This window comes from Thermithiobacillus tepidarius DSM 3134, assembly GCF_000423825.1.
GTDB classification, from domain to species: Bacteria; Pseudomonadota; Gammaproteobacteria; order Acidithiobacillales; family Thermithiobacillaceae; genus Thermithiobacillus; species Thermithiobacillus tepidarius.
On record NZ_AUIS01000004.1, the window covers coordinates 153,258 to 164,808 of the forward strand.

Below are 11,551 nucleotides of genomic sequence, written 5' to 3' on the forward strand. Positions count from 1 at the left end.
GACGCGGATGGAAGGCCAGGAGCGGGCAGGTTTCGGCAAGCGGACGCGCCCGGCGCCGCTCGGTGGGCAGCCAGGCCCGCAGGAGGCGGCGCGCGCGCCGGACGATAATCGCATTCGCACCTATCTGGCCAACGAGCGCACCTTCGCCGCCTGGGTACGCACCGGCATCGCCATTGCCACGGTGGGCTTCGCCATCGCGCGCTTCCTGGCGCTCGAGCACAGCGCCTTCAAATCCCTCTTCGTATTCCTGGGCGACGCCTACGTGCTGATCGGCGTCGCGCTCTTCGGCTTCGCGGCCTTCGACTACTTCCGCACGCACCGGGAAATCGAAGCCGGGCATTACCGCACGCCGCGGCCTTTCTTGATCGGCATGGTGCTGGCCATCTCGGCGCTGACTCTGCTCCTGATGGTGGTGCTGACCATCGACATGCGGTCGCGCTAGACGGGCAAAGATGGCCGAGGCGACGGGGGTGGAGCAGGTGCATGCCGGCGCGCGGTTGCCGTTGCGCCGCCCGTTTCAGCGGTGGGCCGGCGCGAAGCGGTCGATGAAAGCCTGCAGCCGCTCCTGGAACGGCGGCACCACCCAGGGCTCGGGCTCGAAACGGCGGCACGGCTGCGCCAGCGCGCCTTGCGCCGCGGCCAGCGTGCCGAATTGCGGCACGGCGGCGAGCATGGCCGCGCCCAGGGCCGCCTCCGGGCAATCGGGGACCAGCACGGGCCGCCCCAGCACGTTGGCGCGGAGCTGCATCCAGGCTGCGTTGCGGGTGCCGCCGCCGAGGGTCAGCACGGCCTGCGGCGGGGCATCCACGGCCAGGCGCCGGTAGCCCCAGGCCTCGATGTAGCTGAGCCCCTCCAGCAGGGCCTGGAAGCGCGTCAGCGGGCCGGCCGCGGGCGGGGGAGTGCCGGCGAAGGCCGGGTCGTTCAGGGGAAAGCGCTCTCCGGCGGCGGGCAGGGGATAGCAGAGCCGCCCGGTCGGCCGTTCCGGCCGCAGTTGCAGGGTGAGCGCCTCCATCTCGGCCGGGCTGAAGTGGCGCAGGAGGGCGGCGCCGCCGGCGTTGGAGGCGCCGCCCGGCAGCCAGAGGGTGCCGAGGCGGTGGCTGTAGATGCCCGCCGCCAAATCATCGAGGGGGCGGGCGGCGGCCAGCTTGAGCACCAGGGTGGAGCCCAGGGAGCTGGCCGCCTGGCCGGGCGTGCGCACGCCGGCGGCAATGAGGGCGGCCAGGCTGTCGGTGGTGCCGCCGAGCACGGGCAGGCCGGCAGGCAGATCCAGGTGCTCCGCCCAGGCCGGCTGCAGCGCGCCGAACACCTCGCCGCTCGGCACGATGCGCGGCAGGCAGGCGGGATCGATGCCGGCCGCCTCCAGCAGATTCGTGACGGCGCCCGGCCAGCGCAGACTGGCCGCATCCAGGCCAAGCTTCAGGGCATTGCCGGGATCGCTCCGGCCCCAGCAGCCGGTCAATTGGGCGGCGATCCAGTCGGCCTGATGATGGAGGTGACGCAAGCCGGCCAGCATCGCGGGCTCGTGGCGCGCCAGCCACAGCAGCTTGGCCAGGGAGGCGCTGGCGCCGGCCAACGCGCCGTTGCCCGGGAAGCGGCCGGCCAGCATCTGCGCCTCGGCGCGGGCGCGCTGGTCGTGGTACATGAGCGCCGGGCGCAGGGGACGGCCCCGGGCATCGGCCGGCACCAGGGTCGCCGAGGTGCCGTCGATCGCCAGCGCGGTTGCCTGGCGCCAGGCAGCGCCTACTTGGGCGGCCAGCTGGGCCAGGGCCTGGGTCAGGGCCTCCAGCCAAAGGGCGGGATCCTGCTCGCGCCACCCGTCTTCGCCCACGGCTTCGGGCAGGGCGGCGCGGCCCTGGCCGCGGATTCGCCCATCGCCGTCCACCGCCAGGGCGCGGACGCCGGAGGTGCCGAAATCGATGCCGAGGAAGAGCACGGGACTTAAGGCAGCTCCACCTTCAGCGGCGGCTGCCAGCCGGGCTTGCGGTGCTCGGCGACCACGGTGGTGTAGATGCCGCCGCGTACGTTGAATTTGCCGGTCAGGCGCATGAAGCGCGGCTGGGTGGCGGCCACCAGGTCGCCCAGGATGCGGTTGGTCACCGCCTCGTGGAAGGCGCCCTCCTCGCGGAAGCTCCACATGTAGAGCTTGAGGGCCTTGAGCTCGACGCACAGCTCGTCGGGCACGTATTCGATGAGGAAAGTGGCGAAGTCCGGCTGGCCGGTCTTGGGGCACAGGCAGGTGAACTCCGGGATTTCCATGTGGATGGTGTAGTCCCGCTCCGGGTTGGGATTGGGGAAGGTTTCGAGGGTTTTGCTGGGTTTGGTCGACACGCTGGGGGTCCTGTGTTAGAAACTGGTTGAAATTCGGCTATTTTATCCGGCTTCAGGCACAAACCCAAACTTGCACCCTGCATGAAACTGCGCCGCATCAAACTGTCCGGCTTCAAATCCTTCGTGGACGCGACCACCGTCGAGCTGCCCAGCCAACTGGTCGGCATCGTCGGCCCCAACGGCTGCGGCAAGTCCAACGTGGTGGATGCGCTGCGCTGGGTGCTGGGCGAATCCTCGGCGCGCCAATTGCGCGGCGACAGCATGCTGGACGTGATCTTCAACGGCTCCCAGGCGCGCGCGCCCGTCAGCCGCGCCCAGGTGGAGCTGCGCTTCGACAACAGCGCCGGCCGGGCGCTGGGCCCCTTCGCCGGCTATGCCGAAATCGCCGTCAAGCGCGAGCTGGGGCGCGACGGCACCTCCCAGTACAGCATCAACCAGACCCGCTGCCGCCGCCGCGACGTGGCGGACCTCTTCCTCGGCACCGGCCTCGGGCCGCGCGCCTACGCCATCATCGAGCAGGGCATGATCTCGCGCATCATCGAGGCGCGGCCCGAAGACATGCGCGCCTTCCTGGAGGAAGCCAGCGGCGTGAGCCGCTACAAGGAGCGCCGCCGGGAGACGGAGCTGCGCATCGAGCACACCCGCGAGAATCTGGCGCGCGTCACCGACCTGTGCCAGGAGCTGGAGAGCCAGTTGAAGCGCCTGGAGCGGCAGGCGGAGGCGGCCCGGCGCTACCGCGCCTTCAAGGCCGAGGAGCGGCAGCTGCAGGCGGCCCGCCTGCGCCGCCGGCTGACGGACCTGGAAGCGGAGATGGATGGCCGCCGGACCGACATGGCCGCCCTACGCATCCAACTGGAGGAAGCGACCGCCCGCCTGCGCAGCCTGGAGGCGCAGGGCCTGCGTGAGCGCGAGGCCTTTCAGCAGGCGCAGGCACAGGCCAACGACGCCCAGGGCCGCTACTACGCCAGCGCCGCCGAGCTGGCGCGCCTGGAGCAGCAGTTGGCGCACCTGGCCCAGGAGGAGCAGCGACTGCAGTCCGAGCGGGACAAGCTGCTGCGCGAGGAGGCCGAGATGCGCCGGCAAGCGGCGGATCTGGACCAGTACCTGACCGAAGCGGACAAGCGCCTGCGCGACCTGGAGGCGAAACGGGCCGCCGCGCGGAGCGAGGAAAGCACCGCACGCGACGCGCTGCATCAGGCCGAGAGCGAGCTGACGGCGGCGGAGCGGGACATCAATGCCCTGGAACAGGAGGCCAACGGCTTCCGGCGCGAGGTGCAGGTGCAGGGCGCGCGCCTGGAGCAGTTGCGCGCGCGCCTGCAGGACCTGCACCAACGTCGGCAGCGCCTGCAGGCCGAGGCCGCCGCGCCGGCCGCAGTACCCGCCGACGGCTTGCGCGGCGAGTGCGCTGCCCTCGAGGCCGCCGTGGCCGCTGCCCGTGATCAGGAACAGGCGCTGCTGGCCCGCCTGGGCGAGCTGCGCCGCAACGTGGAGCAAGCGGACAAGGCGTTCGACGACAGCCGCGAGCGCTACCAGACCCGACGCGCCCAATGGCAGGCGTTGGAGCAAAGCGTTGCTGCCATGAGCCGCCCCGGCGAGGGCCTGAAGCGTTTGGCGGAGCAGTTGGGCGACCAGGCGCGCATGCTGCTGGAACAGCTCCAGGTGGAGCCCGGCTGGGAGCAGGCGGTGGAAACGGTGCTGGGCTGGCGCCTGAAGGCGCTGCAAGTGGATGATCTCGAGACCGCGCTGCCGCGCGACTGGTTGGGGCGGCAGAAGAACGGTCAGTTCGCCCTGCTCGAAGCCGGCGCCGGCGCAGTGTCGATGCCCACGCCGGACGCCCTGCTGCACAAGCTGCACTGGCAGGGGAGCGGCGCCAATCCCCTGGCCGGCTGGCTGGCCGGCATCCGCTGCGCGCCGGACCTGGACGGTGCCCTGCGCGCACGCGGCACGCTGCAGGTCGGCGAGTTTTGGATCACGCCGGATGGCGTTCTGCTGGGCCGGCATTCCTTCGAATGGGACCGCGGCCAAGCCCAGGACAGCCTGTTGCGCAAGCGCGAGGAGGTGATGCACCTGGCCGGCGAAGTCGCCGCGCTGGAGTCCGTGCATGAAGCGGCGCGCGGCGCGCGCGAGGGCCTGCGCCAGGAGTTGACGCAGTTGGAGCAGGCCCTGAACCTGGCCCGGCGGGAGCTGCAGGAACGGCAGCAGCAGCTCGGGCGCCTGCAGGCGGATCTGGCGCGTCGGGAGGCGGAGCAGGCCGCCCACGCCCGGCGCATGCAGCAGGTTGCCGAGGAACTACAGGCTTTGGATGAGCAGGCGGCCACCGTGGAGGAAAGCCTGCGCGCGGCCGAGCAGGCGCGTGCGGTGGCGGACAGCCGCCTGCGCAATCTCGACAGCCAGCTCGAGCCGGCGCAGGAGGCGAGGAGCCGCGCCCGCGAGCACCTGCAGATCCAGCGCAGCCAGTTTTCGCGCCTGCGCGAAAGCCTGCACCAGCTCGAATTGCAAATGCAGGGCCTGCAGGTGGAGTCCAAGGCCAAGCAGGCCGCCAAAACCGAAGCCGAGCAGCGCCTGGGCCAGTGCCTGGCGCGCCTGCAGCAGACCGAAGCCGCGCAGGCGGCCGGCAGTGCGGCAAGGCCGGCGCTCGAGGAGAGCTTGCAGGCCTGTCTGCGGCAGCGCGATGAGTTGGAGGCGCAGCTGCGCGAGGCCCGCAATCATCAGGAAAGCATCGAGGCGCAGCTGCGCCAGGTGGAGGAGATGCGCCTACAGGTGACGCACGAAGGCGAGCGGCTGCGCCAGCAGGTACAGGCGGCCGAGCTGCACCTGAGCGCCGGCATGGCCAAGGCCGAGGAGCTGGGCCAGCAGTTGGCGGCACTGCTGCCCTACGTGGGTCCCGAGGAAGGCGAGCAGGTCGACGTCGAACGCATGCTGGAAGCCCTGACCGCCTTGTCACTGGATGAGATCGATGCGCGGCTGGAGCAGCTCGGGCGGCGCATCGGGGCATTGGGCAACGTCAACCTGGCCGCCATCGAGGAGCAGCAGCAGGTGGCCGAACGCAAGGGTTATCTGGATGCCCAATACGCCGATCTAAACGATGCCCTGGAAACGCTGGAGGCGGCCATCCGGCGCATGGACAAGGAGACCCGCGAGCGCTTCCAGCAAACCTTCGAGGCGGTCAACCGGAATTTCCAGGCGCTCTTTCCGCGCCTCTTCGGCGGCGGCGAAGCCCGGCTCGCCCTGACCGAGGACAATCTGCTGGAGGCGGGCGTCAGCGTGACCGCGCGTCCGCCCGGCAAGCGCAACAGCAGCATTCACCTCTTGTCCGGCGGCGAGAAGTCACTGACGGCGGTGGCGCTCGTGTTTGCCCTGTTTCAGCTCAATCCGGCGCCCTTCTGCGTGCTGGACGAGGTGGACGCGCCCCTGGACGAGGCCAACGTCGGACGCTTTTGCGACATGGTGCGGGAGATGTCCGGCGAGACCCAATTCCTCTTCATCACCCACAACAAGGTAACCATGCAACTGGCCGATCACCTGATCGGCGTCACCATGGCCGAGCCCGGGGTGTCGCGCATCGTCAGCGTGGACGTTGAAGAGGCGGCCCGCATGGCGGGCGTGGCCTGAGGCGACGCTTCAGTTTCCGGTTCTAAGTGACGGATTTTCTTGTTGAATGCGCTCGCCGCTCAGGTCCAGGATCGGCCAGCCGGCCCGTTCAGCGTGCTCGCGCAGTTGCGGGTCGGGATTGACGGCCACTGGATGCTCGACTTCGCGGAGCAGGGGCAAGTCGTTGTGGGAATCGCTGTAGAAGTGGCTGCCCGCCAGGCTGTGGTGGGTGTTTTCCAGCCATTGGCGCAGGCGCGTCACCTTGCCCTCGCGAAAGCAGGGCGTGCCGAAGACGCGCCCGGTGTAGCGCTCGCCGATGGCTTCGGGCTCGGTGGCGATGAGGTGGGGGATGCCGAAGACTTCGGCGATGGGCCGGGTCACGAAGCTGTTGGTGGCGGTGATGATGACCAGTTCGTCGCCCCGGCTGCGGTGCCGCTCCACCAGGGCGCGCGCCGCCGGCGTGATCATGGCCTGGATGCGGCTTTCCAGGAACTGCGCATGCCAGCGGCGCAGATCCGCCAGGGAGTGGCTGGCCAGGGGCTTCAGCTGAAAGTCCAGGAACTCGTGGATATCCAGGGTGCCGGCGACGTATTCGGCGTAAAAGCGCTCGTTCTGCGCGCGGAAGCGCTCGCCGTCCAGCACGCCCAAATCGATGAGAAACTCGCACCAGGCGTGATCGCTGTCGCCGCGCAGGAGGGTGTTGTCCAGGTCGAACAGGGCCAGAGGCATGCGGGGTCTCCACCGGAAAAAGGCAGAGGATACGCACAAGGCCCTGCCAGCGCAATTTCCCGGTTCAGGAGCCGCCGCCCGCGCCGGCGGGCGCCAGTCCGGCCAGCTTCTTCTGCACGCTGTCCTGCGCGTAGGTGACGACCAGCAGTCCCAGCTTTTCGTTGAGCCCCATGATGGGCACCGCCACTCGGATGTCGCCGCGCTCGTCGCGGTCGACCACGACCCGATCCTGCTGCATCAGCCCGGCCGGGAAGACGGCGGCCATCTCCTGGCCCTCCAGCTTCTTGTTGGTGGCCAGGACGATGGTGCCGTCGGGCCGCACCAAGGCCATCTGCCGGAGATAAGGCTCCTTGATGAACTCGTTGAAATAGCGGTTGATCTGGTCGTAGTTGGCGTTGATGAGTTCGCTGCGGATGGCCCAGGCCAGTGGAATGGAGGAAAAGCGCAGCAGCTCGACAGTCTGCTCGTTGAGTGCCTGTGCGGCTTGCCTGGCGAGTTCCGTCCGTTGCGCCTCGAGCTGCTTCCCGGCGCTGCGCTCGGTCCACAGCTTCCAGAGATACAAGGCGCCCGCCAGCAGCAGCAGAACGCCGATGGCGGCCAGGCAGAAGGTGCGGGCGGGAGACCGCCTGGAGGCGGTTGTGGTATTGTTCATGTGGCGACTCCGTGGCGGCAGTGATGGTCTCGAAAAAGTATAGCTGAGCACGACCGCCCTCGAAGGAAAATCGCCGATAAGTCCGATAATTGAACGGCAAAGTGCATGTTTCGCGTCCGGTGCGGCCAGCCGGCAGCTGACAGAATCCTTCAAATCCCGCAGGAAAGTCCATGAGCCAGGCATCCCTCGACGACGTGCGCACCCGCCTCCGGGCGCTGCGCAGTGAAATCAACGAGCACAACTACCGCTACTACGTGCTGGACCAGCCGGTCATCTCCGACGCCGAGTACGATCGCCTGCTGCGCGAGCTGGAGCGTCTGGAAGCCGCGCATCCCGAACTCGTCACCCCCGATTCCCCCACCCAGCGGGTCGGCGCCCAGCCGCTGAGCGCCTTCGTCACCATCCGCCACGAGATACCCATGATCTCCCTGGCCAATGCCTTCAGCGAGGAAGAGGTGCTGGACTGGGACCGGCGCGTGCGCGAAGCGCTGGGGGTGGAGGGGCCGGTGGATTACACGGCCGAGCCCAAGTTCGATGGCTTGTCGGTGACCATCTGCTACGCGCATGGCGCGCTGCTGCGCGCCGGCACGCGCGGCAACGGCGTGGAGGGCGAGGACGTCACCGCCAATGTGCGCACCATTCGCAACGTACCCCTGCAGCTGCATGGCGCCGGCTGGCCCGATTTCCTGGAGGTGCGCGGCGAGGTGGTCATCCCCAAGTCGGCCTTCGCGCGGCTCAATCGCGAGCGCGAGGAGCAGGGGGAGAATGTTTTCGCCAATCCGCGCAACGCCGCCGCCGGCAGCCTGCGCCAGTTGGACCCGCGCGTCAGCGCGCGCCGGCCGCTGCGCTTCTTCGCCTGGGGAATCGGCGCCGTGTCCGCATCCATCGCGCCCAAGCACTCGCAGGTGCTGGCGCGGCTGGGCGACTGGGGGTTTCAGGTCAGCGAGTATCTGCACAGCGTGCGCGGCGCGGCGGGTTGTCTGGACTACTACCGGGACATGGCCGCCCGGCGCAACGATCTGCCTTTCGAGGTGGACGGCGTGGTGTACAAGGTGGACGATCTCGCCGCCCGCGAGCGCCTGGGCTTTACCGCGCGCGCGCCGCGCTGGGCCATCGCCCACAAGTTTCCGGCCCAGGAGGAGACCACGGTGGTGGAGGACATCTTCCCGTCGGTGGGCCGCACCGGCGTGGTGACGCCGGTGGCCATCCTGCGCCCGGTGCCGGTGGGCGGGGTCATGGTCAGTCGGGCCACCCTGCACAACCAGGACGAGGTGGAACGCAAGGACGTGCGCATCGGCGACACGGTGATCATCCGCCGGGCCGGCGACGTGATCCCCGAAGTGGTCGGCGTCATTGCGGAAAAGCGGCCCGCCCACGCGCAGCCATGGCACATGCCGGCCCAGTGTCCGGTCTGCGGTTCGGAGGTGCTGCGTCTGCCCGATGAGGCCGCGCACCGCTGCATGGGCGGGCTCTACTGCCCGGCCCAGCGCGTCGGCGCGGTGCTGCACTTCGCCTCCCGCCGGGCCATGGACATCGAGGGCCTGGGCGACAAGCTGGTGGAACAGTTGGTCGCCAAGGACCTGCTGCGCACCGTGGCGGATCTGTACGCCTTGCGCCAAGCCGATCTGGCCGGCTTGGAGCGCATGGGCGAGAAGTCCGCGAGCAAGCTGCTGGCCCATATCGAGGCCAGCAAGTCGACCACCCTGCCGCGCTTTCTCTACGCCCTTGGCATCCGCCAAGTGGGCGAGGCCACCGCCAAGGACCTGGCCCGCTACTTCGGCGATCTCGATCCCCTGATGCAGGCCGACGAGGAGGCCCTGCAGCGGGTGCCCCAGGTGGGGCCGGTGGTCGCGCAGAGCATTCGCCACTTCTTCCTGCAGCCCCACAACCAGGAAGTCATCGCGGCGCTGCGTCAGGCGGGCGTGCACTGGCCGCCGGAGCTGCGGCCGATGGCCGAGTCGCCGTTGGCCGGCAAGATCTTCGTGCTGACAGGGACCCTCGATACCCTGACCCGCGACGAGGCTCGCGAGCGGATCGAATCCTTGGGCGGCAAGGTCAGCGGCAGCGTGTCCAAGAAGACGGATTACGTGGTGGTGGGCGCGGAACCGGGCAGCAAGGCGGACAAGGCGCGGGAGCTTGACGTACGCGTGCTGGACGAGAGGGCGTTCCTGGAGATGCTGCAGCAGGACTGAAAGGCGGGACGCTCAATGCTCAAAGGCCCCGCCATGCGACGGGGCCTTTGAGCCAGGTTGAGACGGATCTTAACCCACTTGCGACAAGCAGCTGCTTAGGGTGCGGTGCCCGACGGGCTCATCGGCCCCATGGGGCTCGTGCTGCCGGACGAAGTGCCGGTACCAGTGGTGGTGCCGGTGCCCACGCTGGAGCCGGTGACTGCACCCGTGCTGGTGTCAGTGCCCGTGCTGGATCCGACCCCGGCGCCGGTGCTGGAGCCGGCACCCATGCCGGTGCCGTCCATGGATCCCGCGCCGGTTGCCCCCGGCGTGCCGCTGGCGCTGCCCGGGCCAGCCTGATCGGCCTCGCCGGCGCCGGTGCCGGAGCCCATGCTGGAACCGGTGCCGCTGCTCATGCCGTTGCCGGTGCTGGAGCCGGTGCCCATGCTGCTGCCGGATTCCACCGAGCTCGTGCCGCTGCTGGAGGGCGTGCCGCCGCCGGCGGCACCGCCTGTGCTGCCGGTGCCCATGCTGGAGCGGTAGCCCGCACCATCGGAGCTCTTGCTGGAGCTGCCGCCGGCCAGTTGCAGGGCAGCCATTTGGTAGCCTTTGCCGGGCGTGAAGTTCATGCTGGAGCCGCCGCTCACGCCGGCGCCGCTCTTGCCGCCCGTGCCCAAGCCATCGGTCTCAACGTTGCTGCTGCCGCCCGTCGAGCTGCCGGTACCGGAATCCATGCCGCTGCCGGTGCTGGAGCCGGTGCTCCCGCCCGCGGCACCGCCCTCGCTGCCGGAGCCCATGCTGGAGCGGCTGCCGGCACCGGTGGAGGTACTGGATTCCTCGCTGGACTTCTTGCTGGATTTCTTGGTGCTGGAACTGGAGCCGGTAGTGCTGTCCGCTGCGGCCAGATGCATGTTCAGGCCGGCGGAAGCGCGCTGGTCCTTGGCAGGCACGGTGTTCATGCTGGAGCCGCCGCTCACCCCGGCGCCGCTGCCGCTACCCGAAGTGCCGCTTTTGCCCGGGCTATCGGAGCTGGTGCCGCTCCCGCTGCCCATGCTGGAACCCGTCCCGCTGGCGCCGGTGCCGGCATCGGTGGAGCTGTCGCTGTTGCCGGAAGTGCTCATGCCGGTGTCGGCGCTGGAACCGGAGCCTGAGCCGGCGGTGTTGGCCGACCCTGTGCTCGATCCGGTCGCTCCCTTGTCCTTCTCCTTGGAGCCCATGCTCAACACAATGGCTGCAGGGGCGTTTGCCTGAGCCTGTTTCGAAACGGCGTCATGGTCACCGTGCCGATCGAGGGCGGAGGCCATCGACGCGGTGCCCAGAGAAATCGAACCAGCCAGAGCGGCCAATATGAGATTGCGGTTTATCATCATGCGTCTCCTTAGCTTCAGTCCATTTCACCGGTTTCGGTGAATGGGCAGCTTGGTGCGTCAAAGATCAGATCAACTCGCAAGTCAATCCGCTATGCAGTTAACAAGTCATCGGGCCCTGGCTGACGCCTGCAACCCGACTCGGTCTCAGACTCGCCGACGGCATTAGAGTTGCAGAAGATAGGTATTTTGTCGGATATTTTAAGATAAAGATCTGGACCGATTAAAAAACCAAATTTGTCCTATAAAGCATGGTTTGTAGATATTTCTTGGATAACATCTGATTAAAGTTAGCAAGCTATGATTTTCTTGGCCGGCGATTTCGACGTTTGTCAAAGATAAGATGTCTTCACTGAAACTTGATTGAAGCTGTTGCCAATGTCAACCCAAGATATCCTGCGCGTAAAGCCGTTTGGGAGTGTTGGCCGGGCTTTATCGGCAACACCCAAATTATCCCGCCCGAGGACGGCGGGTTCCGGGCTGCCTGGAACGCGGTATTTTCGCAGGGTCGTCTGCAAGCGGGGCCGAATCGAAGCCGCTTTATGGGGATGATGTGGCGGAATGAAGCTGCCGGAAGCAGGGCAAGCATTCTGCGTGCGGCAAAGCAGAAGGACTTTTATTCGTGGTCACGGGCACGGCGCCCGACCGGGCGCCGTCGAGTCAGGCCCGTCCTAGCCGGAGCCCGGGAACGGGTTCGGGGTGGGGTTGGGACC

At 68.3% G+C, this 11,551-nt stretch carries 9 protein-coding genes; 4 read left to right on the forward strand and 5 right to left on the reverse strand.

Annotated elements, in window-relative coordinates; all coding sequences use genetic code 11:
* Nucleotides 1-7 precede the first annotated feature (7 nt).
* A complete protein-coding gene (locus G579_RS18045) occupies nt 8-442 on the forward strand; it encodes a YidH family protein (protein WP_051180729.1) in 435 nt (144 codons plus the stop codon).
* Between the two features lie 75 nt (nt 443-517).
* On the opposite strand, the gene G579_RS15355 is transcribed toward G579_RS18045, so the two are convergent.
* Together G579_RS15355 and queF are read right to left on the reverse strand one after the other, a co-directional pair.
* Nucleotides 518-1,933 (reverse strand): FGGY-family carbohydrate kinase, encoded by a 1,416-nt coding sequence (locus tag G579_RS15355; protein ID WP_051180730.1) that lies wholly within the window; start codon nt 1,931-1,933, stop codon nt 518-520.
* A gap of 5 nt (nt 1,934-1,938) precedes the next feature.
* Nucleotides 1,939-2,328, reverse strand: a complete 390-nt coding sequence (gene queF / locus G579_RS0102340) for a preQ(1) synthase (RefSeq protein ID WP_028988903.1) — start codon at nt 2,326-2,328, stop codon at nt 1,939-1,941.
* 81 nt (nt 2,329-2,409) lie between these two features.
* Between queF and smc the strand changes: the two genes are divergently transcribed.
* A complete protein-coding gene (gene smc, locus G579_RS0102345; RefSeq protein ID WP_028988904.1) occupies nt 2,410-5,940 on the forward strand; it encodes a chromosome segregation protein SMC in 3,531 nt (1,176 codons plus the stop codon).
* A gap of 9 nt (nt 5,941-5,949) precedes the next feature.
* On the opposite strand, the gene G579_RS15360 is transcribed toward smc, so the two are convergent.
* Together G579_RS15360 and G579_RS0102355 are read right to left on the reverse strand one after the other, a co-directional pair.
* Complete coding sequence (locus G579_RS15360) at nt 5,950-6,648, reverse strand: histidinol-phosphatase (protein WP_051180731.1); 699 nt, start codon at nt 6,646-6,648, stop codon at nt 5,950-5,952.
* 64 nt (nt 6,649-6,712) lie between these two features.
* Nucleotides 6,713-7,300: a hypothetical protein gene (locus tag G579_RS0102355; RefSeq protein ID WP_028988905.1), complete on the reverse strand. Its 588-nt coding sequence runs from the start codon at nt 7,298-7,300 to the stop codon at nt 6,713-6,715.
* Between the two features lie 170 nt (nt 7,301-7,470).
* Here G579_RS0102355 and ligA point away from each other — a divergent pair, with 170 nt between their 5' ends.
* Nucleotides 7,471-9,492 carry an NAD-dependent DNA ligase LigA gene (gene ligA, locus G579_RS0102360; protein WP_028988906.1) on the forward strand — a complete coding sequence of 674 codons (2,022 nt, stop codon included), beginning with the start codon at nt 7,471-7,473 and terminating at the stop codon, nt 9,490-9,492.
* A gap of 95 nt (nt 9,493-9,587) precedes the next feature.
* Here the strand turns inward: ligA and G579_RS18920 are convergent, their stop codons facing one another.
* Complete coding sequence (locus G579_RS18920) at nt 9,588-10,430, reverse strand: hypothetical protein (protein WP_155989712.1); 843 nt, start codon at nt 10,428-10,430, stop codon at nt 9,588-9,590.
* Between G579_RS18920 and G579_RS18925 the strand changes: the two genes are divergently transcribed.
* Entirely contained in the window at nt 10,423-10,722 is a 300-nt protein-coding gene (locus tag G579_RS18925; RefSeq protein ID WP_155989713.1) for a hypothetical protein, read from the forward strand. The genes G579_RS18920 and G579_RS18925 overlap by 8 nt on opposite strands.
* The last annotated feature ends 829 nt before the right edge of the window (nt 10,723-11,551 follow it).